This is a genomic window from Streptomyces sp. NPDC101490, from assembly GCF_044767145.1.
Taxonomy (GTDB): Bacteria; Actinomycetota; Actinomycetes; order Streptomycetales; family Streptomycetaceae; genus Streptomyces.
This window is the reverse complement of sequence record NZ_JBIWNI010000023.1, coordinates 97486-121574: the sequence shown is the minus strand read 5'-3', so window position 1 is coordinate 121574 and position 24089 is coordinate 97486. Positions and strand designations below refer to the sequence as shown.

Genomic DNA, 24089 nt, shown 5'->3' with positions numbered 1-24089 from the left:
CCGTCAGGTCCGATGGGTACCCACCCCCAACGCCGCTCACAGAGAGTTCAACGAGCCCTTCAGCAACGGGACACGGCAGATCTCAAACGCGGTCTCAGCACTGCCGAGCGCCCCGCCGAGGTCCTCAGCTGGCGCATCACGGCTCAACCGAACAAGCGCAGTCGGCACCGCTGATCCCGGTCAGATGCTTTGGTAACGCATCATGGACAGGGCACTTCCCAAGGTCCGGAGTACAGGGCTCGTGGCTCAACTCGCTCCGAAACGACCAGTTAGAGCATCAGAGGTACTTAAAAAGCGCCCCAATGGTCGAGGTTGATCACTTTCGATCAAAGATAAGGAGCCTCGACGTCGCCACCCTTAGCATCAGAAGATGACTATCGCTATTCCAGATCCAGATCCAGATCCAGATCCAGAAGAGCCTGAAGGAAAAATCGCCTCACGGGTCATTAAAGTAACCCCAGAAATTGCCGAGACCTTTCTGTCCCGCGCTTCAGTTAATAGACGCTTAGATATGGGGCAGGTGAGGTCTCTGGCTGATACCATTCTCCGTGGCGAATGGAAGCTGACCCATCAGGGAATCGCGTTTGACGCCGCCGGCGCACTTCTCGATGGCCAGCATCGCCTCCGCGCAATTATCGAAGCGAATACTCCCGTAGAGATGCTCGTTTTCGATGGTCTACCAAGGGAAGTTTTCCCAGTTCTCGACACCGGAAAGCGTCGGAGTGCGGCAGACACGCTGCTGTCAACTGGAGCGAAGTACCTGCCACTACTTTCCTCCACCATTCGACACGTAATCCTCTTCAAAACAATGCCGAACGACTCATGGATTGGTAACCGTGCCCAGGTATCAAACGACCGAATCCTTTCCGCATACAACGAGGATAAGGACAGGTACGAGGAGGCGGTAAAAATCGGTCGCGAGCTTTCTAAGCACCTGTTCGCAAGCCAGACAGTTGTGGCGGTCGGATTCTTTTTGACTACTGAAGTAGCACCTGCCGCGGATATCGATGAGTGGATTGCGGGCCTCAAGTCGGGTGCGAACTTGGATCCTGGTGATGCGAGACTCACCCTGCGAGAGGTGCCAAGGGACACGCAGAAGTGGGGCTCCAGGCGCAGAATGGGCATTCGGGACCAAGCGTCAATTTACATCAAGGCATGGAATGCTTGGGTCGATCCGGAAAGGAATGGAGAATTGCGTCTTCGACGTTTGAGGAAGGGAGAGAAGATGCCGATGCCCGTCGAGGTGAAATTCGAGCGTTAGGAAGCCGTTAGAGGATTAGGGAAGGTTGCTGCGGACAATCACATCCCCAACGTCTCCCAGCACTACTACCTCCCGCCCCAAGGACTTGGCTAGCCGCTCGACAAAGTCATGCGTAATCGACGGAGAATGCCCGCCTGAACTCTGTGCCGTGATAACTACACTTTCACCCTCCCAGGAAGAGCGAACAGCCTCCCACCCGATCTTTGCGAATGAGGATGAAATGAACTTCTCCTCGCTGATCCGGCGAATCTCCCGAGACGGCCGTCTGGGTTCTCCGTCCACCCGTCGCGCGTATCTCTCGATCTCCGCCAGGCGGTGATCAAGCTGTCTGGAGATTAGAAGGATCTCTTCCGTCATGTCAGCTTCAGATCGCTGTACTCTATTCAGATTGCCACCCCTCGACGAGATCGCGCCAATAACTCTGACGCTATTTTCGAACTCGGGCCAACTCCTCTGGAAAGCACGCTCCAGCCTTTCACGTGGAATTGCCAAGCCGCCTGAGACGTCATTAATGTCGAATAGAAGCTTCTGCACGTCGCCTTTACTATCCCCGACGACGGCCTGGAACTGACTTAGAGGACTGATGAGGTCGGTAGTTTTCATGCCGATCAGGAACGGGACGACATAGCCACCATCGACCTGCTTCGAAAGAGCTCCGGCTTCAAAGTTAATCCAGGTGGAATTTTGATTCTCAGGGGTTACGCAGATGATCCCAAAATTCGTTTCCGAGAGCTCATCGGTAATCTCTCTGACTCCCCTCCTTCCTGCAGAAATATCCAGACTGGAGAGCCAGGGATTGACGTACTGGAGAACATCCGGCAACCAAGACCACAGGGCCTCAGCGGTCTTCTTAGAGCGTTCTCCTGACCAACTCAGGAATAGCTTAATAGCAGCCTCCTTAGTTTCAATAGGAGTCCCTATTGATGGGGTCCGGATCGATTATCCTCGCGTGTCGCCTTGAGTAGGAGCGCCTGCTCCACCTTGAGTGATTCGTACGACTCACGGACGTAGGACAGGAATCTGCTTCCCGGGTGTCGAATAAGAGTAGACTTGCTTGGATCGGCTCCGCTCCAGTTCGCCAGGAGAGCGTCATAGGTCGCCGCGTGCGCGCAAAACTCCAGAACAACGGGCGGCATTTCCCCTCCAATGATCAGGTCACCCCGGGTGGTGATGATCTCCCGCATTTTCTGGGCTGTTGGAGCGAAAACGGATTCTACCCACGTGCGCCATCGCATCTCCTCCAACTCTGAAAGTAAAATCCCGGAAGAGCCTACACGAGTGGGAAGGATATGGCGCCTACTGTACTCAATCCATGCCTTCTCATTTGTTTCCGCAAGGACGAGAAGCGGACCGTAGAGATCTTTTAGTTGATTACCCACCTGGTCGATCATTGCTTCACGCTGAGATCTTCGAGCCTCTCCTCGCTGGTTCAACAAGTAAGCCATGATGGCAATCAGGATGCTGGCACAGGCCGTTACCACTGCCGCGATCATCAGAATCTCCATAGTGCCGCTTCGTGTGGCATTGAAGCATGGCACGGGAGGATTCCACCACCTTGAGCGCAGAACCCTTCCGATGTTTAAGGAGACAGCCGCAGCAAGTTAGTCAATAGTAATTAATTACTATTGACGCGATGGCCCGCCTGTCACGATGAGTGCGCCTCATCAGGGCAACTGCAGACCAGCCGTGCCGCCCATTCTCGTGCCTCGGTCAGGTGCTCAGCCTGGAGCCCAATACGGGGGTTGGGTTGGATCAGGATGGTTGCCGTGCCGCGGGCGGCGCGTTCCACCGCCCATTCATGGTCGAGGCGGGTGAAATCGTCGTCGATCCAGACGGCGGGGGCGTCGCCCAGCCAGGCGTCGACGTGGTCGCGCTTCCAGAGGTAGCCGTCGGGGTGGCTGGTGGTGATTTGCGGGCGCGGCAGGTCGAGGTACGGCAGCGTCGGGAGGCCTAGGAGGGGCCCGATGAGGGTGGTGGCGTCCTGGCGCCAGCTGGTGCACCAGGCCGAGGTGACCAAGCCGGTGCGGATGACGTCCATGAGCAGGCGGCCGTGGTCGGGGTTGAGCCAGACGGTGACCGGGTTGTCGGCGCTGTGGTCGGCGGGGACGACGTCGTGACGGGCCTGCGTGGCCGGGGTCGAACTGTGCTCGTCCGGGCGTGCGCATCGGTCCTCCAGAGGCCGGGGCGAGGAGCGGCTGTCAGAGCTTGCGTGCGCGGATCAGCAGGGTGGTGGGCCAGTGGCCCATGCGGGGGTCGTGGAACTCCTGGGCGGAGGTGAGCCAGAAGCCCGCCTGGCTGAGGTGTTTCTCCCACCGGTCCGTGGAGAACTCCCATCGGGCGATGGGTAGGCGGGTGCGGTCGGGCAGGGTGACGTGGTCGCGGCGGGGTCGGTCGTCGCCGGAGGGGCTGCGGCCGCCACGCTGCGGGTGCGGGACGGAGAAGGCGAGCACCCGGCCGGGCGTGAGGCGCTGGGCGATGGCCGGGAGCAGGAGCTCGGGAGCGACGAGGCCGACGGCTCCGAAGACGGAGTAAATCTCGTCGAACTGCTCGTCGGAGGCGTGCAGGTAGTGCAGCGCGTGGCCAGCCACGAAGGTGAGGTTGTTCAGCCGTCCGTAGTGGGAGCGGGCGCGGCGGATCTGGAGGCCGACCAGGTCGATACCGGTGACGTGGGCCGCGTGGCGGGTGGCGAGGTGGGCGGCGTTGTGTCCGGGGCCGCAGCCGAGTTCCAGGAGTCGCTTGCCGCGCAGGTCGGGGCCGAGGATCTCGGCCCCGACCCCTTGGCCGGGCCTCGTGGTCCACTCCATCCGCGCAGGCACGGACAGAGGTTCGGCGAGTCCGGTGGCGGTGCGTTGGAGGGCATGGGCGTGCCACGGGGAAGCCTGGGTGAGCACGTCAGATCTCCAGGAGGTGGCGGCGGACGGCCTTGATGTAGACGGGGCCGGTGGCCGGGTCGTTGATCCAGCGGATGGACTGCTCCATGAACCACTCGACGGCCCACATACGGTGCCAGCCCAGGGCCCAGTTCTCGGCGGTGAGCCCGCCGCGCGGGGCGAGGGCGTCGGGAGTGCCGCCGGCGGTGACGTACTGCTCCAGGAAGACGCGCAGGCGTACGGGGTGCGGGGGCTCGATGGTGCCGTGCCAGCTGGCGAGGTCGAGCAGGCCGGGGCCGGTGAAGGCGCGGGCGAAGTCGAGCAGCCGCCAGCCGCGCTCGCCGATGCGGAGGCTGGTGGGGTGGAACTCGGAGTGCACCCATCCGAACGGCTCCAGCGTTGCTCCGGCCGAGCGGGCCTCGGCGGCCTGGGCGATCCGGTCGAGCGCGTCCTCGACGTCGTCGGCGTCCTGCCACCGGTCGACCTTGCGCAGCCGTTCGAGGTGCTCCAGCGCCCGGACCGGAAGTGCGCGCAGGCGCTCCTGGCCGAGGATAGGCAAGGGCGGAGCCGTACGGGTGCCGTGCAGGATCACGGCCGCGGCGACACCGTCGAGGTCGTCGGCCTCGCGTACGGACGGTCCGAGGTCCTCCATGAGCATGCCGAGCCAGCCGTCCAGGACGGCGGAGGCGTGGACCTCAGGGACTGGTACGCCGAGGGTACGGGCCAGGCGGAGGGTCTGGTCCTCGCAGTCGAAGGGCTTCTTGGCGTACTTGAAGATGGCCGTGGAGCCGTCGGGGAAGGTCACGCGCTCGACTCCGGACATGGACCACACGCGTACCTCCTTCCGCGCGGCGGTGGTCTGACCGGTCGCGGTGAGCAGGTTGTCGAGGAGTTCGGCGCTGGGGTTCGTGGTCACGGGAGGGCTCCGGGGATGGGGGGTGGCGTCCGGGGCGGGCAAGGAGTGCCAGCCCGCCCCGGAGCCTGACCGGGTGGGGTTACGCGGCGGGGTTCACGCGGTGGGCGTAGACCTGCTCGATCCAGCCCGCCTTGAACGCGGCGAGGTCGTCACGGAAGTTCGCCATCGAGGCACCGTAGGGCGCGACCACGCCGCCGGACTGGTCCGGCACCGACTGGCAGCCGTGTACGAGCCGGCCGCCGAGCGCGGCGTGGGCCTTGATGGACTCGATCCGCCGGCGCTCGTTGAACCAGCCGCCGTGGTAGACCTCGTCGAGCATCCCGCCCGTCTCGTCGTCCAGGTCGAAGACGACGGAGGTGGCGGCGGGGAAGAACCAGCACGGTCCGACGTTGGAGATGTGCCCGTCCAGCTCGACCTTGTTGAGCGCCATGAGCGTGGCCGCCTCGCGGAGCATCCGCAGGTGCTCGGCGGTGATCTGCGGCAGGCCGAGGCCGGCCAGGTGCTCCTCGCGGAAGAGGTAGGCGTACACCTCGTACGCGGTGGCCAGGACGCGGGCCGCGTCGGACGTGGACTCGCTGTGCTGCTTGATGAAGTCGAGCGCGAGCTTCTCGACCGTGCTCTCGGTCGTCTCGTCCACGTCCAGGAGCTGGGCCTTGACCAACTCCCAATCGGCGACGAGCCACGTGTTCGACTCGAAGCGGAAGAAGTACTCGGCCGGGTCGATGGTGATGCGCCGGCCGTCGACCTGGATGCCGGGCAGGCGACTCCAGCGCGGGTCGAACGCCTCGGGCAGCTCGACCGTGATGGCCGTGGTGTCGATGGTGGTCACCGTGTCTCCGTCTCTGATTGGCCGGGTTCGGGCACAGGAATGCCCGAGCCTGGTGTGGACGTACGGAACTTCGGGGTGCCGCCCGGACCAAGGGGGGCCTGGATCACGGTTGCGCCGTTCCGGGCGGCTGCTGATAAGTGAACCGGTGGTCACGCTCAGTGACTACGGTGGAAGGCAGTTGAAGCGGTATACGCGGTTTACAGCTCCGGAATGGAGGCGATCGTGGCGGCGCAGAGAGACCCTAACTCCCGTCTGCGCGAAGTCATCGAGTCGGCAGGCTGCACCTACGAGGGCCTCGCCAGAGACGTGCGGCGCATCGCGGCCGACAACGGCGAGATCCTCCAGACCAACAAGTCGGCCATCTCCCACTGGGTGAACGGCACCCGCGCCCCGTCGGGCCGGGTCGGCCAGTACCTGGCCGAGGCGTTGTCCCGTCGAGCAGGGCGCACGATCACCCATACCGAGATCGGCCTGCCCGTCGGTGATGGCGATGCGCTGGCGGAATTCGACCCCGTCCTCGCGGCTACCGACCTGGGCCGGGCCGACGTCGAGCGCCGCCGCTTCCTCGCCATCGCGGCCTTCACCACCGCCAGCGTCGCCATGCCGCTCGGGTACGACCACGAGGCCACCGCCCGCATGCTCCGCGCCCGCACCGGCACATCCCTGGTCGGCGTAGAGGACGTGGACGTCGTACGCCAGATCACCGCGGCCTTCAGCGCCGCCGACGAGCGCCTCGGCGGCGGGCACGGCCTGACCACCGTCACCGCGTACCTCGCCGACACCGCCGCCCCCATGCTGCGCGGACGCTTCCCCAGCGAAGCCTTACGCCGGGCCGCCTTCGGCGCCGTCGCCGAACTCGCCTACCTCGCAGGATGGAAGCACCACGACCTCGGCCAGGAAGGCGCCGCCCAGCGCTACTACCAGGTCGGCTACAAGCTCGCCTGCGAAGCCGACCCCCACGGCCACGCCGCCTGGATGATGCGCGCCCTCGCCCACCAGGCCCTCAGCCTCAAACAGCCCCACCACTGCGTCGACCTCGTCGAAGGCGCCCTACGCACAGGTCTCGGCCACGTCGACGGCCAGACCGAGGCCCTCCTCCACATCACCCACGCCCGCGCCTACGCCGCCACCGACGAGCACCCATCGGCCGCACGCGCCCTGCTCGCCGCCGAAGACGCCCTTCTCCGCGACGACCGTCCCCAGCCCAGCTACTCCCGTGTGAGCGGCCCCGCCGCCGGCACCGTGGCCAGCCACACCGCCCGCACCCTGACCGACCTCGCCGACCACATCGGCACCGAGCAGCAGCACCGCGACGCCCTCACCCGGTGGGACCCGGAGAAGTACAAGCGCGTCCACGCCCTCACCCACGCCGACCTCGGCGACAGCCTCGCCGCCCAGGCTTGCGCCGACGAGGCCGTCGCCGCCTGGACTCAAGCTCTGGTCCTCATGGAGGGCATGACCTCCGACCGCACCCGCAAGGCGATCACCTCGATCCGCTCCACGCTCGCGGTCTACCAGCGCCGCCGCGTTGCCGGCGCCGCCGATCTCGCCCGCCGCGCCCGCGAGGCCCTCGCCTAACATGCCCAACAACCCGCCCGACGAAGGGAACACCGTGGCCGAGCAGACCAACGACCAGCCGAAGACCCTCAAGCCGGCGCTCGAATCGATGACCCTGCTGGTCGCCGCCGTCATCGTCCACGACAAGGCCACCAACCGCGTCGTCCTCCTTCAGCGCAGCGAAAACGCCAAGTTCACCCAGGGCCTGTGGGACCTCCCCGTCGGCAAGAGCGAACCGGGCGAACCGATCACCGAGACGGCCGTCCGCGAGCTGTACGAGGAGACCGGCCTCACTGTGAAGCCCGAGTCCCTCAAGGTCGCCCACATCATCCATGGCGCCTGGGGCGTCGAAGCCCCCAACGGCTTCCTCACCGTCGTCTTCGCCGCCCACGAATGGACCGGCGACCCCGAGAACCGCGAACCCCGCAAGCACAGCCAGGTTTGCTGGGTAGACGCCAAGGTCATTCCCGAGGCGTTCGTTGACACTACAGCCAGCGCCCTTCACCGCTACCTCATCGGAGGGCCTCAGGTATCGCTGGACGGCTGGACGTAGACGAGAACTGGTGTGGTTAATCAGGGCACGGCGAGATGCCCGCAGTACCGACGCCGATACGTTACAAGCGGTGAACAGTCGAATACGCTGTAGACAAGCAGTGATTTTCGCGGGGGGAGGGTGTAATCATGGGAGCGGAATCACCATTTGAGCGGCCGCTCGGCTATGTCGTCCTGTGCCGTGCCGAGAACGGCGGAACCAATCCGGCGGCGTACTCGCCCCTCACCACGGAACAGCTGGACGAAGCCGCGAACAGGGATGTGACCGTACCCCATGGAATATCCCGAGCCGCTGCTGCCGCACTCCCGGGGCTCTGGTACACCGTGCACCTTCCGAGCACCCTCAGCGACCTCGTTGACACACCAGCCAGGATCCTCAAAGCGGCCCAGCAGCTAAAGCTCGACCATCACATCCTGCTCCTACCGATTGACGTGTTCGACGCAAGGTACGTCGATGGATTCTTCCGTGGGCTCCACCGCACACTAGTGGTGTGCCCGGACGACTTACTGGAAGAGGCCCGGCAGCGCTCCAAGGCGATGAACTTCGCCCTGCCTCCAGTGGGCTACGCGGCCCTGAGCGACGAAAGCCTCACGGCGCAGTGGAAGGCAATCCACCATCACTTCATCCCGGACAGCGAGCCGCTATCGAACGTACTCACCTTGACTCGACGCCTAGATCTTGCTCCCGTCCTACTGCCCCACCGCAGGCTCGCAAGGCAGATGGGACGGGCCAGCGACCTCGCCGAGCCTTCGCCGGATAGTGGCACCGACGGGCTGGTCCTGCGAGCGGTGCACGGGCAGATCCTCCTCGCTACGATCTCTCGGCTGGAAAGTGAGGAAACACAGCGAGAAGTCGCCGAACAACGCTTCGAGAGCACACTAGACGAAGAAGCGCGAAGTAGAAGTATCAGATTCCCATTGACTCTCGCGCTACCAGGAGTTGCTGTCGCCTACTCGCGCACGGCATACAGCAGTGAACTGCGCAGCCAAATTTCCCCTCTCAGCAGCGAAGTCGAGCCGAACGTCTGGTCCGTGTCACTTCACGAGCGTTCCGACAGTGCGGTAGAAGATGCCGCCATCGAGTTCGCTGCGACACATCACGCCGTTGCCACAAACGGGCTCGGGCTGATGATGCCGCCCGTCCCCAGGGATGCCTTCGTGGCTTTGGCCGAACTGGAACGGCACTTCATCGGCAACGAGAATCCCGCCAGCGTTCGCAGTCTGATGGCCCGTCTCGACGCAGCCGCCAGCTCCATTTGGAGCGAGGACGTCGTCGAGCTGATCAAGCGGGCATCGCAGCTAACGGTGTTCTCCAACTTCCCCCTCGGACTCCTGACCTTGCCCGGCGACACCTCCCCGCTGACCGCACGATTGCCCCTTACCTACCGCCCGCTTACCCCGCTGATCCGCACTCTCCAGCACGAGACCGACACGCCCTCAAGCGTCAACCTCAACGGCAGAGTGAGGGTCCTCATCGCGGAATGCATTCCTACCAGTGACCCTGTGGGCCGACTCTCGCGCCAGGGCTGGAAGGTCGCGAAAGAGGCCGCCCAGGCAGCGGGCGACGCGCTCAAGATCGATGAGGTCGAAACACTCACCCCGGATGCACTCCGCCACGCTGTCGCCGAGTACCGCCCGGACTTTCTGATCATCAGCGCGCACGGCTCATTCAGGGGCAACGTCTCCGGACTCGTCATCGGCGATGAGCTATGCCTGGAACTCGGCCTCGGCCCCGGGAATGCGCCTCCCGTCGTAATGCTCAGCGCCTGCCATGTCGCTCCCAGGGGCGCTGGCGCGGTCAGCGTGACCGACCTGCTACTCCGCGAAGGCGTGCTCGCCGTACTTGGCACACAGGTCCCGGTGCGTGTCGACCGCAACGCAATGCTCATGGTCCGCTTCCTCGCGAACGTACTCGAGGAACTGAAGCACCCGGGTCATTTTGCAACGCTTCTCGATGTGTGGCACTACGTGCAGGCCAGCAACGCCGTCAACGACATCCTGGGCGCCAGCAGGTCACTGCAGAACTGGGCCATGAAGGACCGCGGCAGCAGCATCCCGGTACTGACGGACTTCATGATGAACAGATCCAAGGGGCGCCTCCGGAGGGGGCGCATCTACGAGGACACCGAGCGCGTGCTGGCCGAAATCGCGGACGACATGGGCATGGGCTCCAAGGTTCGGAACTGGTTCCGTAGACCCGGCTATGTGCCAGAGTCGATGTTCTACCTGTTTGTCGGCCGCCCTGAGCGCGTCCACCTGGGGCACGTGGCGAACCGTGTGAAGAGCTATCGCCTGCGCCCTGAACCACGGCGGCCCCACACAGGACCCGAGTTGCCGCTCTAAACGCAACACAGCAGTCCGCACACAGTCCGCAGGACACCCGATCACGACCGTCACAGCCCATCGCCACCCAACACCAAAAGACCAGGTCGGCGACCTGCGGCCATCATCCCCGCAGGTCACCGGCCCGCCCCGTTACTAGGAGACGAAGAAGGCCTGATCCGAGCCTCTCCGGCCCGTGGTTCCTCCGACCGCGGTGTCTCTCGTTCCGCACCCGGTCCGCAGGCCGCCGAGCACGGCGTCCATGGCGGTCCGGGTGCGGTCGTTTCCGGCGGGCGACGGCTGCGGTCAGGGCGGGGGGCGGTCGCTTCGGGCTTCAGGCCGCCGCCCTCACCAGCTCCGCCAGCTCCTCTTCCGTCGTCCCGGCGGGGACACGGACGTCGTACGAGTAGCCCTCGTCGCAGAACACCAGGCGCAGGTGCGGCGGGGTGAGATGGCGGAAGGCCGTGGCCAGCCGGATCGCCTCCTTCTCCCAGACGTCCAGGTACAGGCAGGTCCCGTCCGCGTGCAGGTACGCCTCACCCCACCCGCACTCGGTCTCCATCTCCCAGATGACGCTCCGTACCTCGCTGCGGTCCGTCCGGTCGGTCCGGACGTCCGGCCAGTGGGCGCGGATCACCTCCGTGAGCGCCTCCCAGTCGACCTTCCATCCCCCCGCGTCGCCCTCGACGAGCACCAAGAACCCCATGACACATGGATAGCAGGGGCCTCTGACAGCCCGCCCCGGCCGGGCCTCAGGCCCCCGGGCGCCAGGTGTAGCGGCGTTTCTCCTTCGGGGTCGCGCCCAGGGTCTCGTAGAAGCGGATCGCGTTCTCGTTCCAGGGTGGGGACTGCCACTGGATCTCCGTGAGGCCCCGGCGGGTGGCCTCCGTGGCGAGTGCCGTCATCAGGGAGCGGCCCAGGCCGTGGCCGCGGGCGGCCTCGGTGAGGTAGAGGCAGTCCATGTGGAGGTACTCCGCGCCGTCCCAGGTCGAGATCTCCGGGGCGCAGGTCGCGTAGCCCACGACCGTGTCCCCCGCGGTCGCCACCAGGCAGCCGAGGCGCGGGGCCGGGGTGTCGAAGAGGAGGCCCCTCAGGCGTTCCGCGAGGTCGGGCGGCGGGGGCGCCGCCCGTTCGAACGCCGTGTGCTCCCGTACGAGTTCCACGATCCGCGCCAGGTCCTCCGGGCGGGCCGGCCGTACCGGTGTGTGTTCGGTCATGCCGTCATCATGCAGGGTCCCGCCCAGCCGCCCACCGTCGTCCCCTGTCGGCAGAGCCAGTCCCGGTACGGGGCCGCGCGCAGCGCCACCTCCCGGTAGGCGGCGGCGAGTTCCCCGTAAAGGATGTCCAGCGGCGCCCCAGGGCGGGCGTACAGCACCAGGCGGACGGCCAGTGGGTCGCCGCGCAGGGGCCGGATGGCCATGTCCTCGCGAGGGCCCGAGGTCGGCTGGCAGGGGGCGACGGCCTCGCCGAGGACGACCATCGACGCGGCCGTGTGGTAGTCGCCGTGCAGCAGCGGGGGGTCGATGCCGGCCGCGCCGAGGACCCTGCGCAGGCCGTCCCATTCGCCGTCCACGGTCGGGTCGACCATCCAGTGGTCGGTGGCCAGGTCGGTGAGGTCCACGACGGGCCCGGCGGCGGCCGGGTGGTGGCGGGCCATGGAGATGAACTGTGGTTCCCGGTCGACCAGTACCCGCCCCTCGATGCCCTCGGGGACCCGTAACGGGCTGCCCTCCACCTCGTGCACGAACGCCACGTCGAGCCCGCCCGCGGCGACCGTGCGCAGCAGCGCGTTCGCGGAGACGTCCATCCGGAGGCCGACGTCGGTGCCCGGCAGCCGCTGGCGGAGCCGGCGGAGCCAGCCGGGGAGCGCCCGGCTGGCGGTGGAGCCGACGCGCAGTCCCGGTCCTTCGGCGCGGGCGGCGGCCGCGCGGGTCTCGGCGACGAGTTCGGCCATGTCGGCGACGAGGGGGCGGGCCCGGCTGAGCAGGGAGCGGCCGAGGGGGGTGGGGCGGCAGCCGGTGCGGCCCCGGGAGAAGAGTTCGGCGCCCAGGGAGTTCTCGATGCGGCGCAGCTGGGTGGTCAACGAGGGCTGTGTCATGCCCAGTTGACGGGCCGCCTTGTGCAGGCTCCCCGTGTCCGCGATGGCGCAGAGCGCGCGCAGGTGTCTCACCTCCAGCTCCATGCCCCGAGGGTAGGGCGGCCGCCTGAGTCGCACCAGATACCCGGAACCGCTCAATCACCTTGGATTTCAAGGTAGTTGGGGAGGAGTTGTGCAGGTGATGCGGTGGGGCTATCAGCGGTTGACATCATCCGCGCGGCCCCCGGCGCGCTCCACACTCGCTCCCGACCCCAACACGAGGAGCCCCCCATGAGTCACCCCAAGGTCCTCACCTCCGTACTGACCGCCACCCTCGGTCTCGGTCTCGCCGCCACCCTCGGCGCGGCCCCGGCGTCCGCCGCGGACACCGTCAAGGTGGACAGGGCCGTCGTCGCGTACGCCGGTTCGGCCGCCGAGGCCAAGGCCAACCAGGCGTTCTTCGACGCCGTGGTGAAGTCGGTGGCGGAGAAGCGCGCCGCCACTCCCGGCGCGGCGGCCGTCACCGTCGTCTACAGCGCCGCCAACGCGCCGAGCTTCCGCACCCAGATCGCGCGCTCGACCCAGATATGGAACAGCTCGGTGGTGAACGTCCGTCTCGTCGAGGGCGGCAACCCGGACTTCACGTACTACGAGGGCAACGACTCCCGTGGTTCGTACGCGAGCACCGACGGCCACGGCAACGGCTACATCTTCCTCGACTACCGGCAGAACCAGCAGTACAACTCGACCCGGGTGACCGCCCACGAGACCGGGCACGTCCTCGGGCTGCCGGACCGCTACAGCGGCCCGTGCAGCGAGCTGATGTCGGGCGGCGGCCCCGGCACGTCCTGCCAGAACGCGCAGCCGAACGCGACGGAGCGCGCCCGCGTCGACCAGCTGTGGCGCTACGGGCTCGCTTCCGCCTTCAAGAACTGACCATCAGGGGCCAGCACGGGCCAGCAACGACCAGTTCCGGCCAGGACGGGCCAGAACTGGTCAGAGCTGGCTGGAACTGACAAGAACCGGCTGAGGATGACCGGAACAGGTCACTGACACGAAGCGGCGGCGCCTCCTCCCCGGGGCGCCGCCGTCGTCGTTCACGGGTGACCTCACATCCGCCGGCTACGCACCCGCCCGGGTGCGGGACCGCGACCTGGCGGCCGTCGACCGGACCGCGCACGGGGGCGCGGCGGTACGGCCACCGGGGCGGCCCTCAGGCCGCCTGCAGCAGCCTCCGGGTGAAGTCCGCGCCCTCCGGGAGCTGACCGCGGACCCGGCCGAGCGCCCCCTCGAAGTCGCCCCCGGCGACGCACGCCTCGAAGGACGTCCCGCCGTAGTGCAGGGTCAGGCTGAGGTCCGCGCGCTCACCGAGCGTCAGGAGGCAGCTCAGCGTGGCGGGTTGGGACGCGCCGTCCAGGGCGACGGGAAGGGACAGGTCCCACTCCAGGACACAGCCGGTGAGGGGGCGGCCGCCCTCGTCCGGCGCGGTGAGCGAGGAGAAGCCCTCGCCCTTGTACTCGACTCCCCTGATCCGGGTGGCGACCTGCCGCCCGTCGGCCGTGATGACGATGGCTTCCGCGCCGCTGCGGTCCCGGTACCAGCCGGTCCAGATTTCCGTCGATTCCGACGACTCCGATGACATGCGCGGACTGTAGCGGTATGACCGGCTCCGGCGCGCGCCCGGCCACCTGGTGGCCGGACTTCTCCCGGTCTCGCCGTTTGTGCCGGTCAGGTGCGGGGACGTCGCTTCCGCGCCCCCACCGCGCGCCGGGTCAGCGCTTCCTGGTGTACGTGCGGACGAGCACGCCGTTGTCGAAGGTGCGGACCTCGCCGAGTGCGAAGTCGCGGGGTTCGAAGCCCGCGCCGAACATGGGTGTTCCGGTGCCGTAGACCTGGGGGTAGGTCTTGATGACCAGTTCGTCGATCTCCTCGATGAGCTCCCCGGCGATGACGGAGCCACCGCAGAGGTAGATGCCCAGGGGGCTCTCCTCCGCCTTGAGTTCGCGGACGCGGCCGACGAGGTCGTCGGCGATCAGTTCCACGTTCGGGTGGGGCGACTCGGCCAGCGAGCGGGTGGCGACGAACTCGCGCAGATGGTTGTAGGGGCTGGTGACGCCGATGTCGAGGGCGAGCTGGTACGACCGCATCCCCTGGACGACGGTGTCGAAGTGCTTGCTGTCGGCGTCGATCCCGAAGGCCTCCCGGCCCTGCGTGGGGATGGTCTCGGGGTATTCGGCGCTCATGAAACCCATGTACGCGGGGTCCACGTATCCGAACATGGACGTGGCATCGCCCTCGGGGTCACCGATGAAGCCGTCGATGGTGCAGGCGATGTAGTAGGTGAGCTTGCGCAAACCGGTCCTCTTCCTCGGGGAGCATGGCCGCATCCGCAACCACGACAGCTATAGTGCTTCACCTGTAGTGGTTACGCAAGACCCTTTCCGGGACTCCCTTCCCAAGTCCCTTTTCCCTCCGAGGAGTACGCAGACATGGCGAGGAACCCCGAACGGCGTACGGTCCTGCTCGACGCCGCGATCGAGGCACTGGCGGACGAAGGTGCCCGCGGGCTGACCTTCCGGGCGGTCGACGCCCGGGCGGGGGTCCCCACGGGCACCTCGTCCAACTACTTCACCGACCGGGACCAGTTGCTCTCCCAGGTCGCCGACCGGATCTTCGTACGGCTGACCCCGCCGCCCGGCGCGATCGACACCGCGCTGCTCCCCGCCCCCGGCAAGGAACTGGTCGGCGAGCTGATGCGCTGGATGGTCCGGCGGCTCTCCGCCGAACGCACCTGCTATCTCGGCCTCTTCGAGCTGCGCCTGGAGGCCGTACGGCGGCCGGAGCTGCGCACCCAGCTCACCAAGGTGCTCCGCTCCGACCTGGATCTGAACATCCGCATCCATCTCGACGCGGGTATGCCCGGCGACGCGGACACGGTCCGGCTGCTCTACTTCGCCCTCACGGGGCTGCTGTTCGACCACTTCACCGTCCCGGACCTGCACGGCGATCAGAACCTCGACGAACTCGTCGGGATCGTCGTCGCCCGGCTGGTCCCGGAGTCCTGAGCCCCGGGCCGGGGGGCAGGCTGGCCCGGGGAGTGTTCAGCGGGTGCGGCGGGGTCTCCAGCGGGTGCGGGAGCTGTTCAACGGCCCCGGCGGGTGCTCAGCGGGTGCGGCGGGTGACGAACTCCGCCAGGGCCAGCAGATCGCCCGCCGCCGCCGGGTCCGGGACCGCCCGCGCCAGGTACTCGACGGCCCGGCCCATCCGCTCGGCGGCCTGGGCCTGCGCCCAGTCACGCCCACCGGCGCGCTCCACGGCGTCCGCCGCCGCCCGGACCGCCGCCTCGTCCAGGACCGGGCGGGCGTAGATCTCCGCCAGTTCCTCCCCCGCCGGGGTGCCCGAGGTGAGCGCGGCCACCACGGGCAGCGACTTCTTGTGGGCCACCAGATCGGCCCCGGCGGGCTTCCCCGTCCGGTCGGGGTCTCCCCAGATGCCGATGAGGTCGTCGATCAGCTGGAAGGCGAGACCGGCCTCCCGGCCGAAGGCGTCGAGCGCCGCGACCTCCTCCTCGCCCGCGCCCGCGTAGAGCGCGCCGATGGCGCAGGAGGCACCGAGGAGGGCGCCCGTCTTGGCCGTGGCCATCGCAAGGACCTCGTCGAGGGTGACCTCGACCGGAGCGCGCCGTTCGAGGGCGCAGTCCGCCTGCTGTCCGGCGCAGAGCTCGATGACACAGGCCGCGAGCCGGGCGGCGGCGGCGGCCGAGGCGGGGTGCGGATCCTCGACGAGCAGCCGCAGCGCGAGCGCGTTCATCGCGTCACCGGCGATCAGCGCGTCGGGGACGCCGAAGACGGTCCAGGCGGTGGGGCGGTGCCTGCGGGTCACGTCCTCGTCGACGATGTCGTCGTGGAGCAGGGTGAAGTTGTGCGCCAGTTCGACGGCGGCGGCGGCCTTCACCGCCCGGCCCTCCTCGGCGCCGAGGGCGCGGGCCGCGGCGAGGACCAGGGCGGGCCTGATGGCCTTGCCGGGCTGCTCGGCGGCCGGTGTCCCGTCGGCGTGCTCCCAGCCGAAGTGGTACATCGCGACCCGCCGCATGGGTCCGGGCAGGGTCTCGACGGTCGAGCGCAATGCGGGATTGACAGCGGTCCGCGTCCGGTCCAGGAGCCGCACGGCCCCCTGACCGTCGGTGACGGTATCCGCGCTGGCCATGGTCACGGTCACTTCCTTCGTATCCTCCGGGGCGGTGCTGCGGGCGACGGGCCCGGCGTCCGGGGGCGGGAGGGTTCGGCCCCCGCGCCCGGACGCCGTCGGCTCAGCCCCAGCGCCCGACCTCGACGTTCTCCAGGACGCCGAGCGCGTCCGGGACGAGGACCGCCGCCGAGTAGTAGGCGGTGACCAGGTAGGAGATGATCGCCTGCTCATCCATGCCCATGAAGCGGACGGAGAGGCCGGGCTCGATCTCGTCCGGCAGACCGGTCTGGTGCAGACCGATCACCCCCTGGTCGGCCTCGCCCGTACGCATACAGATGATCGAGGTCGTACGGGCGTCCGAGACCGGGATCTTGTTGCACGGGTAGATCGGGACACCGCGCCAGGTCGGGATGCGGTTGCCGTCGAGGTCGATCGTCTCGGGCACCAGACCGCGCTTGTTGAGTTCGCGGCCGAAGGCGGCGATGGCCCGGGGGTGCGCGAGGAACATCTTGGAGCCCCGGCGCCGGGAGAGCAGCTCGTCCATGTCGTCCGGGGTGGGGGCGCCCGCGTGCGGCTGGATGCGCTGCTCGTAGTCGCAGTTGGCGAGGAGGCCGAACTCCCGGTGGTTGACCAGCTCGTGCTCCTGGCGCTCGCGGAGCGCCTCGGCCGTGAGCCGCAGCTGGTGCTCGGTCTGGTTCATCGGCTGGTTGTAGAGGTCGGCGACGCGGCTGTGGACCTTCAGGACGGTCTGGGCGACGCTCAGCTCGTACTCGCGGGGCGCGGCCTCGTAGTCGACGAAGGTGTGCGGGACGACCGCCTCGCCGACGTGACCCGCGGAGAGGTCGATCGCGGCCTCGCCGTAGGTGTTGGTCCGCCGCTCGGGCCGGTCCGCGACGGACGCGAGCTGCGCGGCGAGGGAACCGGCGCGGTCCGCGAGGTTCCGCACGTCGTCCCGGGTGAGCTCCAGGACGGTGCAGGCGGTGGCGGCGCGGGCGGTCCACTGCCACCCGGCGTCCGGGTCGACGAGGGAGTCGTCGCCGAAGTAGGCGCCGTCGGCGAGGACGCCGATGACGGCCTCGTCCCCGTACGGCCCCTCGCCGATCTGCTCGACGCGGCCGTGGGCGAGGAGGTGGACCCGGTCGGCCGGCTGACCTGCGACGGCGATCACCTCGCCCGCCGCGTACTCCCGCTGGCGGCAGCGGGTCGCCAGCTCGGCCAGCGCCTCCTCGTCCTCGTATCCGCGCAGGGCGGGGAGCTCGGCGAGTTCGGCGGGGATGACCGCGACGCGCTCTCCGGTCTGGACGAAGGTGACGCGGCCGTCGCCCACGGAGTGGCTGAGCCTGCGGTTCACCCGGTACGTACCGCCCTGCACCTGGACCCACGGCAGTGCCCGCAGCAGCCACCGGGAGGTGATCTCCTGCATCTGGGGCGCCGACTTGGTGGTCGTGGCGAGGTTCCGCGCGGCGGCGGTGCCGAGACTCTGCTGCGGCGCCTGCTCCGCGAGGACCTCGTCGCCAACCGAACCAACGGACATGGAACTCCCTCTCGTATGACTGAGTTGCGAGACGAAGCCTTTCAGCACGGAGCGTGCGGCCGCCATTACACGTTCGGGTGGGACTGTTCGATCATCTTCGGGGCATGTCACTCGATTTCCCTCCGAACAACGGGGCCCCTGCCGTCCCTCCGGAAGCTGTCCGGATCGGCTCGCACACGGTCCGAACGGTTGGCGGCGGATTGACGGAATCCGGTACTCCGGAAGTTCCGGTCACCCCGGAAGCCCACCCGTTCTCCGAAGGGAGTCGGTCATGTCCGCACCCATGTCCGCGAGCAGGTTCCTCGAAGCGCTGCGCGCCGAGGGCCTCACGGTCGTCCAGGTCGGCGACTGGTCCACCCACAACCGCAACAGCAAGGGTCCCTGGGGGCCGGTGCACGGTGTGATGATCCACCACACCGTGACCAGCGGCACCGCGAGCACCGTCAGGATCTGCCGGGACGGCTACGAGTCCCTGCCGGGGCCGCTCTGCCACGGTGTGATCGCCAAGGACGGCACGGTCCATCTGGTCGGGTTCGGGCGGGCCAACCACGCGGGGCTCGGTGACGCCGACGTGCTGCGGGCGGTCATCGCCGAGCAGGGGCTGCCGGTGGACGACGACGCCACCACCGACGGCAACCAGTACTTCTACGGCTTCGAGTGCGAGAACCTCGGGGACGGCAAGGATCCGTGGCCCAAGGTCCAGCTGGAGGCCATCGCGAAGGCGGCGGCGGCGGTGTGCCGGGTGCACGGCTGGTCGCACCGCTCGGTCATCGGGCATCTGGAGTGGCAGCCGGGGAAGATCGACCCGAAGGGGTTCACGATGGCCTCGATGCGGGAGCGCGTCGCCGAGGTGCTGCGCTGAGCCGGACCGCGCGGTCCCGACGCACGCGCACGCGTACGCACCCGGTCCACGCGTAGGCGGACGTCCCGCGCCCACCCGTACGCGGGACGTCCGGCCCTGGGCGCGCCACGGCCTCGCGGCGGCACCCCGCGCACACCCGTACGCGGGACGTCCCGATCGACCCGCCCGCACGTGCGCGCGGGCGTCCCGGTCCGCACGCGCGCGCGTGGGCCGGGACAATGGCCTGGTGAACGCCCCCGACCTCTCCCGTCTGCGGCCCCGGCTCCCCTCGCCCCTGGAGCCGGTGGCCGACGGGCGCTTCACCCGGCGCGGGCTCACGCTGCTGCTCAAGCGGGAGGACCTCATCCACCCGGACCTGCCGGGCAACAAGTGGCGCAAGCTCGCGCTCAACCTGGTCGCGGCGGGCGGGCGGCCGGTGCTGACCTTCGGCGGCGCGTACTCCAACCATCTGCGGGCGACGGCCGCCGCCGGGCGGCTGCTCGGCTTCCCCACGGTCGGGATCGTGCGCGGCGACGAGCTGGCCGGGCGCCCGCTCAACCCCTCGCTCGCGCGGTGCGCGGCGGACGGGATGCGGCTGGAGTTCGTGGACCGGGCCACGTACCGCGCGAAGAACGATCCGGTGGTCCTCGCGGGGCTCCTGGAGCGGGCCCCGGGAGACGCGTACGTGGTGCCGGAGGGCGGCAGCAACGCGCTGGCGGTCCGGGGGTGCGTGGAGCTGGGCCGGGAGCTCGCCGGGGCGGCCGACGCGGTCGCGGTGGCCTGCGGCACGGGCGGCACCCTCGCGGGTCTCGCCGCCGGGCTCCGCCCCGGGCAGCGGGCCCTCGGCGTCCCGGTCCTCAGGGGCGGCTTCCTGGGCGGGGAGGTCCGCGCGCTCCAGGAGGCGGCGTTCGGCGGGCCGCGCGGCGACTGGACGCTGGACGAGCGGTTCCACGGCGGGGGCTACGCGCGCACGTCCCCCGCCCTCGAAGCGTTCGCACGTGACTTCGAGGAACGGCACGGACTCGCCATCGAGCGGCTGTATGTGGCCAAAATGCTGTACGGCCTGACGGTCCTCGCGGAGGAGGGCGCGTTCCCGGCGGGCACCCGGCTCGCGGCGGTGGTGACGGGCGCGCCGGACCGGGCGGGCGGGGCCACAGCGGGTCCCGGCGGGGGCCCCGGACCCGGCTCTCAGTCGTCGAGTTCCTCGCGGTAGGCGGCGGCCTCCTCCAGATCGAGCCTGCGGAGCAGGGTGCGCATCATCTCGTCGTCGATCCGGCGCGCATCGCGCAGTTGTACGAATACTTCGCGCTCGGCGCCGATCATCTCCCGCGAGAGCCGCCGGTAGGTGTCGTCCACGGTCTCCCCGGTGACGGCGTTGACGGCTCCGAGCCGTTCCCAGACCGCGTTGCGGCGCCGTTCGAGGACGATCCGCAGCCGGTCGGCGAGGGGCTGCGGCAGGGCGTTGCGCTCGTCGGCGAGGAGCGCGTCGAGACGTTCCTCGGCGGCCTGCGAGGCCTCGCTCTGGGCCTGTGCCTCCGCGAGGGTCTCCGCGTACCTGTCCCGGCCCGGCAGCTTCAGGAGGCGGATGAGGGGCGGCAGCGTGAGGCCCTGCACCACGAGCGTGCCGATGACGGTGGTGAAGGTGAGGAAGAGCACGAGGTTGCGGGCCGGGAACTCCTCCCCGGCCACGGCGACCGGGATGGAGAAGGCGATGGCGAGGGAGACCACCCCCCGCATCCCCGCCCAGCCGACGACGAGCGGAGCCCGCCAGTCCACCCCCGGCTCGCGTTCCCTGACGCGGGCCGAGAGCCGGGGCAGGAAGGTCGCCGGGTAGACCCAGACGAAGCGGACGAGGACCACCGCGACGAAGACCCCCGCCGCGTATCCCGCCGCCTCGCCGACGCCGTACTGCCCGAGGCCCTGGACGACGTACGGCAGCTGGAGGCCGATCAGCGCGAAGACGGCGGACTCCAGGACGAAGGCGACCATCTTCCAGACCGCCTCCTCCTGGAGCCGGGTCGCGAAGTCGACCTGCCAGGCGCGGTGGCCCAGGAAGAGGCCGACCACGACGACGGCGAGGACCCCGGAGGCGCCGACCTCCTCGGCCGCCGCGTAGGCGACGAAGGGGATGAGCAGGGAGAGGGTGTTCTGGAGGAGGGAGTCGCCCAGGTTCCGGCGCAGCCAGTGGATCGGGAGCATGAGGACCAGCCCGACACCGATGCCGCCGAGGGCCGCGAGGGCGAACTCGCCGAGGCCGCCGGCCCAGCTCACGCCCTCGCCGACGGCCGCCGCGAGGGCGACCTTGTACGCGGTGATGGCGGTGGCGTCGTTCACCAGGGACTCGCCCTGGAGGATCGTGGTGATGCGGTTGGGCAGGCCGAGTTTGCGGGCGATGGCGGTGGCGGCGACCGCGTCCGGCGGGGCGACGACCGCGCCCAGCACGAGGGCGGCGGTCAGCGGCAGGTCGGGGACGAGCACGTACGCGAGCCAGCCCACGGCCACCGTGGCGAACAGCACGTACCCGACGGAGAGCAGCGCGACGGGCCGGATGTTGGCCCGCAGGTCGAGGTACGAGGAGTCGACGGCGGCGGTGTAGAGGAGCGGGGGCAGGATCAGCGGCAGCACGATGTGCGGGTCGAGGGTGTAGTCGGGCACCCCCGGGACGTACGAGGCGGCGAGGCCGACCGCGACCAGGAGCAGCGGTGCGGGCACCGGGGTCCTGCGCGCGAACCCCGCGACCGCGGCGCTCGCCGCCACCAGTGCCACCAGTTGCAGTGCGTCCATGCCCGCCCTCGTCCTGTGCCCCGACGTAACCTGGCCATCATGAGCGAGTGCCCGCACGTTGCCGAAATGCCGCGCCCCGAACCGGCGCCGCTGGCCGCCACCTGCCCCGAGTGCCTGGCCGCCGGGACGCATCCGGTGCAGCTGCGGCTCTGCCTGAGCTGCGGGCACGTCGGCTGCTGCGACTCCTCCGTGGGGCGGCACGCGACGGGGCACTTCGGCGCGACCGGACACCCGGTGATGCGGACCTTCGAGCCGGGCGAGTCCTGGCGCTGGTGCTTCGTCGACAGCGCGATCGTCTGAGAGCGGGGAGGGCCCGCGCCGGGCCAGGGGCCGGAGCGGTCGTGGCTCCCCGGCCGAGGCCCCCGCGCCCGGGCCGGTCGGTCCCGGCGGAGACCGGTCGGAGCCCGAGGCCGTACCGGGACCTGTCGGAGCCCAGGGCCGCTGGCCGGTCCGGGCCGGTCCATCCCGGCGCGACCCGACCCGACGCGCACGGCCCTGGACCGGAGCCGTACAGCCCCGGATCGGGGTCGTACGGCCTCCGGTGATTCCGGTGTCCGAAGGTTCACCCGGCTCCGGGCTGGGTACGTCACCCCTCCGCCGGTCGCCCGTTTCCGGTTTTCCACAGGCCTCCGCCCACCGTCCGCACCCATGGGCCTACCATGGGTGATGACCGGCCACAGGGGGAGGCGGGGCTCACGGCGACACGGCGGGACGGATCGCGATAGCGTCACGGCGGACTGCGCAGCCCCTGCGTACCGCCCGGTTCGGGGGCCCTTTTCCCCGGACCCCGAATGAGCTTGTGCCACCTTGGAGGTGAGGGTGTCCCAGATCACAGGCGAACCCGGGACCCAGGACTTCGTGGAAGTCCGGCTGCCCGCTGCGGGTGCCTATCTGTCCGTGCTGCGTACGGCCACGGCCGGTCTCGCGGCGCGCTTGGACTTCACCCTCGACGAGATCGAGGACTTGCGGATCGCGGTCGACGAGGCCTGCGCCATCCTGCTCCAGCAGGCCGTGCCGGGGTCCGTCCTCAGCTGTGTCTTCCGGCTGGTCGACGACGCCCTCGACGTGACGGTCTCCGCCCCGACGACGGACGGCCGCGCGCCCGAACGGGACACCTTCGCCTGGACGGTGCTCTCGGCACTGGCCGGGAAGGTGGAGTCGTCGGTGGCGGAGGACCGCACGGTCTCGATCAGCCTCTACAAACAGCGCGGCGCGGGGCCAGGCCCGGCGTGAGGAGCGGGGACGCGACGGCCGGCATCCCTGAGCAGCAGGCGCGGCCGCATGAGGTCGCTACGGAGCGGGCGGACCAGATGAGCGAGCACGAGCAGCACCACGAGGTTCCCGAGACACCGGGCGCCTCCGAGGTCCCGCGGGCCCCCGCGGACGCGGAACCGGCGCGGGAGACGGGCACCCCGGCGGAGAAGACGGAGGACGGTGACGACGCCGGGGAGGGCGACGACGCCGACGGCTCCGGCGCCCCCGCCGCCCGGGACCGGCACGACCGGAGCGGCGCCCGCGCCCTCTTCGTCACCCTGCGCGAGCTGCCGGAGGGCTCCCCCGAGAAGGCGGAGCTGCGCAACCGGCTGGTCCGGATGCACCTGCCGCTGGTGGAACACCTGGCCCGGCGCTTCCGCAACCGGGGCGAGCCGCTGGACGACCTGACACAAGTGGCCACGATCGGCCTGATCAAGTCGGTCGACCGGTTCGACCCGGAGCGCGGTGTGGAGTTCTCCACGTACGCGACCCCGACGGTCGTCGGCGAGATCAAGCGGCACTTCCGCGACAAGGGCTGGGCGGTCCGGGTGCCGCGCCGCCTCCAGGAGCTGCGGCTCTCGCTGACCACGGCGACCGCGGAGCTCTCCCAGCAGCACGGCCGCTCGCCGACCGTGCACGAGCTGGCGGAGCGGCTGGGGATCTCGGAGGAGGAGGTCCTGGAGGGCCTGGAGTCGGCGAACGCCTACTCGACGCTCTCCCTGGACGTGCCCGACACGGACGACGAGTCGCCCGCGGTCGCGGACACCCTCGGTTCGGAGGACGAGGCCCTGGAGGGGGTCGAGTACCGGGAGTCCCTCAAGCCGCTCCTGGAGGACCTGCCCCCTCGGGAGAAGCGGATCCTGCTGCTGCGCTTCTTCGGCAACATGACCCAGTCGCAGATCGCGCAGGAGGTCGGCATCTCCCAGATGCACGTCTCCCGGCTGCTCGCGCGGACCCTGGCACAACTGCGGGAGAAGCTTCTGGTGGAGGAGTAGAACGGGGTCGGCTCCCACTCACCGGGCGGGGCCGCACACCGACGGCAGGGCCCGGCGGGCGCGCCGGGTCCGACGGCTCCGTCGGGTAGCGCGTCCCGATGCCGGACCC

At 69.0% G+C, this 24089-nt stretch carries 25 protein-coding genes; 11 read left to right on the top strand and 14 right to left on the bottom strand.

What is annotated here, in order from left to right:
- The first annotated feature begins 370 nt into the window (after nt 1–370).
- Nucleotides 371–1261 carry a hypothetical protein gene (locus ACIRQY_RS30005; RefSeq protein ID WP_403930921.1) on the top strand — a complete coding sequence of 297 codons (891 nt, stop codon included), beginning with the start codon at nt 371–373 and terminating at the stop codon, nt 1259–1261.
- 15 nt (nt 1262–1276) lie between these two features.
- Here ACIRQY_RS30005 and ACIRQY_RS30000 read toward each other — a convergent pair whose 3' ends face one another.
- The 6 genes from ACIRQY_RS30000 to ACIRQY_RS29975 form a co-directional block, all read right to left on the bottom strand.
- Entirely contained in the window at nt 1277–2137 is an 861-nt protein-coding gene (locus ACIRQY_RS30000; RefSeq protein ID WP_403930930.1) for a hypothetical protein, read from the bottom strand.
- A gap of 41 nt (nt 2138–2178) precedes the next feature.
- A complete protein-coding gene (locus ACIRQY_RS29995) occupies nt 2179–2754 on the bottom strand; it encodes a hypothetical protein (RefSeq protein ID WP_403930919.1) in 576 nt (191 codons plus the stop codon).
- A gap of 152 nt (nt 2755–2906) precedes the next feature.
- Complete coding sequence (locus tag ACIRQY_RS29990; RefSeq protein WP_403930929.1) at nt 2907–3437, bottom strand: hypothetical protein; 531 nt, start codon at nt 3435–3437, stop codon at nt 2907–2909.
- A gap of 22 nt (nt 3438–3459) precedes the next feature.
- Nucleotides 3460–4152: a class I SAM-dependent methyltransferase gene (locus ACIRQY_RS29985; RefSeq protein ID WP_403930917.1), complete on the bottom strand. Its 693-nt coding sequence runs from the start codon at nt 4150–4152 to the stop codon at nt 3460–3462.
- A 1-nt stretch (nt 4153) separates the two neighbouring features.
- Nucleotides 4154–5047: a phosphotransferase family protein gene (locus ACIRQY_RS29980; protein WP_403930915.1), complete on the bottom strand. Its 894-nt coding sequence runs from the start codon at nt 5045–5047 to the stop codon at nt 4154–4156.
- Nucleotides 5048–5126: 79 nt separating this feature from the next.
- A complete protein-coding gene (locus ACIRQY_RS29975) occupies nt 5127–5876 on the bottom strand; it encodes a hypothetical protein (RefSeq protein WP_403930913.1) in 750 nt (249 codons plus the stop codon).
- A 222-nt stretch (nt 5877–6098) separates the two neighbouring features.
- Between ACIRQY_RS29975 and ACIRQY_RS29970 the strand changes: the two genes are divergently transcribed.
- From ACIRQY_RS29970 to ACIRQY_RS29960, 3 genes are all read left to right on the top strand, one after another.
- Nucleotides 6099–7454, top strand: a complete 1356-nt coding sequence (locus ACIRQY_RS29970) for a helix-turn-helix domain-containing protein (RefSeq protein WP_403930912.1) — start codon at nt 6099–6101, stop codon at nt 7452–7454.
- Between the two features lies 1 nt (nt 7455).
- Nucleotides 7456–7986, top strand: a complete 531-nt coding sequence (locus tag ACIRQY_RS29965; protein ID WP_403930910.1) for an NUDIX domain-containing protein — start codon at nt 7456–7458, stop codon at nt 7984–7986.
- Between the two features lie 128 nt (nt 7987–8114).
- Nucleotides 8115–10328: a CHAT domain-containing protein gene (locus tag ACIRQY_RS29960; RefSeq protein WP_403930909.1), complete on the top strand. Its 2214-nt coding sequence runs from the start codon at nt 8115–8117 to the stop codon at nt 10326–10328.
- 313 nt (nt 10329–10641) lie between these two features.
- Here the strand turns inward: ACIRQY_RS29960 and ACIRQY_RS29955 are convergent, their stop codons facing one another.
- The 3 genes from ACIRQY_RS29955 to ACIRQY_RS29945 are packed head-to-tail and all read right to left on the bottom strand — an operon-like array spanning nt 10642 to nt 12489.
- Nucleotides 10642–11013, bottom strand: coding sequence for a hypothetical protein (locus ACIRQY_RS29955; protein ID WP_403930907.1), 372 nt, complete (start codon nt 11011–11013; stop codon nt 10642–10644).
- A gap of 46 nt (nt 11014–11059) precedes the next feature.
- Entirely contained in the window at nt 11060–11524 is a 465-nt protein-coding gene (locus ACIRQY_RS29950) for a GNAT family N-acetyltransferase (RefSeq protein ID WP_403930905.1), read from the bottom strand.
- Nucleotides 11521–12489, bottom strand: a complete 969-nt coding sequence (locus ACIRQY_RS29945) for a LysR family transcriptional regulator (protein WP_403930904.1) — start codon at nt 12487–12489, stop codon at nt 11521–11523. The genes ACIRQY_RS29950 and ACIRQY_RS29945 overlap by 4 nt, the downstream gene beginning before the upstream one ends.
- Nucleotides 12490–12675: 186 nt before the next feature.
- On the opposite strand from ACIRQY_RS29945, the gene snpA reads away from it, so the two are divergent.
- Nucleotides 12676–13320, top strand: coding sequence for a snapalysin (gene snpA / locus ACIRQY_RS29940; protein ID WP_351781792.1), 645 nt, complete (start codon nt 12676–12678; stop codon nt 13318–13320).
- Nucleotides 13321–13597: 277 nt separating this feature from the next.
- Here the strand turns inward: snpA and ACIRQY_RS29935 are convergent, their stop codons facing one another.
- Nucleotides 13598–14026: a DUF6304 family protein gene (locus ACIRQY_RS29935; RefSeq protein WP_351781790.1), complete on the bottom strand. Its 429-nt coding sequence runs from the start codon at nt 14024–14026 to the stop codon at nt 13598–13600.
- A gap of 130 nt (nt 14027–14156) precedes the next feature.
- Nucleotides 14157–14738: a dihydrofolate reductase family protein gene (locus ACIRQY_RS29930; protein ID WP_403930901.1), complete on the bottom strand. Its 582-nt coding sequence runs from the start codon at nt 14736–14738 to the stop codon at nt 14157–14159.
- 135 nt (nt 14739–14873) lie between these two features.
- On the opposite strand from ACIRQY_RS29930, the gene ACIRQY_RS29925 reads away from it, so the two are divergent.
- A complete protein-coding gene (locus ACIRQY_RS29925) occupies nt 14874–15449 on the top strand; it encodes a TetR/AcrR family transcriptional regulator (protein WP_403930899.1) in 576 nt (191 codons plus the stop codon).
- A 97-nt stretch (nt 15450–15546) separates the two neighbouring features.
- On the opposite strand, the gene ACIRQY_RS29920 is transcribed toward ACIRQY_RS29925, so the two are convergent.
- A complete protein-coding gene (locus ACIRQY_RS29920; RefSeq protein WP_403930897.1) occupies nt 15547–16590 on the bottom strand; it encodes a family 2 encapsulin nanocompartment cargo protein polyprenyl transferase in 1044 nt (347 codons plus the stop codon).
- A 103-nt stretch (nt 16591–16693) separates the two neighbouring features.
- Complete coding sequence (locus ACIRQY_RS29915; RefSeq protein ID WP_403930895.1) at nt 16694–18106, bottom strand: family 2B encapsulin nanocompartment shell protein; 1413 nt, start codon at nt 18104–18106, stop codon at nt 16694–16696.
- A gap of 271 nt (nt 18107–18377) precedes the next feature.
- Between ACIRQY_RS29915 and ACIRQY_RS29910 the strand changes: the two genes are divergently transcribed.
- A complete protein-coding gene (locus tag ACIRQY_RS29910) occupies nt 18378–18968 on the top strand; it encodes an N-acetylmuramoyl-L-alanine amidase (RefSeq protein WP_351781780.1) in 591 nt (196 codons plus the stop codon).
- A 226-nt stretch (nt 18969–19194) separates the two neighbouring features.
- Nucleotides 19195–20160 (top strand): 1-aminocyclopropane-1-carboxylate deaminase/D-cysteine desulfhydrase, encoded by a 966-nt coding sequence (locus ACIRQY_RS29905; RefSeq protein ID WP_403930892.1) that lies wholly within the window; start codon nt 19195–19197, stop codon nt 20158–20160.
- Here the strand turns inward: ACIRQY_RS29905 and ACIRQY_RS29900 are convergent.
- Nucleotides 20136–21731, bottom strand: coding sequence for a Na+/H+ antiporter (locus ACIRQY_RS29900; RefSeq protein ID WP_403930891.1), 1596 nt, complete (start codon nt 21729–21731; stop codon nt 20136–20138). The genes ACIRQY_RS29905 and ACIRQY_RS29900 overlap by 25 nt on opposite strands.
- 39 nt (nt 21732–21770) lie before the next feature.
- Between ACIRQY_RS29900 and ACIRQY_RS29895 the strand changes: the two genes are divergently transcribed.
- The 3 genes from ACIRQY_RS29895 (at nt 21771) to ACIRQY_RS29885 (ending at nt 23980) form a co-directional block, all read left to right on the top strand.
- Nucleotides 21771–22031, top strand: coding sequence for a UBP-type zinc finger domain-containing protein (locus ACIRQY_RS29895; RefSeq protein WP_351781774.1), 261 nt, complete (start codon nt 21771–21773; stop codon nt 22029–22031).
- Nucleotides 22032–22550: 519 nt separating this feature from the next.
- The gene (locus ACIRQY_RS29890) at nt 22551–22964 is read left to right on the top strand and encodes an anti-sigma regulatory factor (protein ID WP_351781772.1); all 414 of its coding nucleotides are present in this window, start codon (nt 22551–22553) and stop codon (nt 22962–22964) included.
- Nucleotides 22961–23980 carry an RNA polymerase sigma factor SigF gene (locus ACIRQY_RS29885; protein WP_403930889.1) on the top strand — a complete coding sequence of 340 codons (1020 nt, stop codon included), beginning with the start codon at nt 22961–22963 and terminating at the stop codon, nt 23978–23980. The genes ACIRQY_RS29890 and ACIRQY_RS29885 overlap by 4 nt, the downstream gene beginning before the upstream one ends.
- Nucleotides 23981–24089 lie beyond the last annotated feature (109 nt).

Coding starts and splice junctions, on each gene's coding strand:
- ACIRQY_RS30005 (WP_403930921.1), top strand. CDS start 371: ATGACTATCGCTATTCCAGATCCAGATCCAGATCCAGATCCAGAAGAG.
- ACIRQY_RS29960 (WP_403930909.1), top strand. CDS start 8,115: ATGGGAGCGGAATCACCATTTGAGCGGCCGCTCGGCTATGTCGTCCTG.
- ACIRQY_RS29950 (WP_403930905.1), bottom strand. CDS start 11,524: ATGACCGAACACACACCGGTACGGCCGGCCCGCCCGGAGGACCTGGCG.
- ACIRQY_RS29895 (WP_351781774.1), top strand. CDS start 21,771: ATGAGCGAGTGCCCGCACGTTGCCGAAATGCCGCGCCCCGAACCGGCG.
- snpA (WP_351781792.1), top strand. CDS start 12,676: ATGAGTCACCCCAAGGTCCTCACCTCCGTACTGACCGCCACCCTCGGT.
- ACIRQY_RS29920 (WP_403930897.1), bottom strand. CDS start 16,590: ATGGCCAGCGCGGATACCGTCACCGACGGTCAGGGGGCCGTGCGGCTC.
- ACIRQY_RS29935 (WP_351781790.1), bottom strand. CDS start 14,026: ATGTCATCGGAGTCGTCGGAATCGACGGAAATCTGGACCGGCTGGTAC.
- ACIRQY_RS29945 (WP_403930904.1), bottom strand. CDS start 12,489: ATGGAGCTGGAGGTGAGACACCTGCGCGCGCTCTGCGCCATCGCGGAC.
- ACIRQY_RS29965 (WP_403930910.1), top strand. CDS start 7,456: ATGCCCAACAACCCGCCCGACGAAGGGAACACCGTGGCCGAGCAGACC.
- ACIRQY_RS29910 (WP_351781780.1), top strand. CDS start 18,378: ATGTCCGCACCCATGTCCGCGAGCAGGTTCCTCGAAGCGCTGCGCGCC.
- ACIRQY_RS29915 (WP_403930895.1), bottom strand. CDS start 18,106: ATGTCCGTTGGTTCGGTTGGCGACGAGGTCCTCGCGGAGCAGGCGCCG.
- ACIRQY_RS29995 (WP_403930919.1), bottom strand. CDS start 2,754: ATGATCGCGGCAGTGGTAACGGCCTGTGCCAGCATCCTGATTGCCATC.
- ACIRQY_RS29955 (WP_403930907.1), bottom strand. CDS start 11,013: ATGGGGTTCTTGGTGCTCGTCGAGGGCGACGCGGGGGGATGGAAGGTC.
- ACIRQY_RS29900 (WP_403930891.1), bottom strand. CDS start 21,731: ATGGACGCACTGCAACTGGTGGCACTGGTGGCGGCGAGCGCCGCGGTC.
- ACIRQY_RS29925 (WP_403930899.1), top strand. CDS start 14,874: ATGGCGAGGAACCCCGAACGGCGTACGGTCCTGCTCGACGCCGCGATC.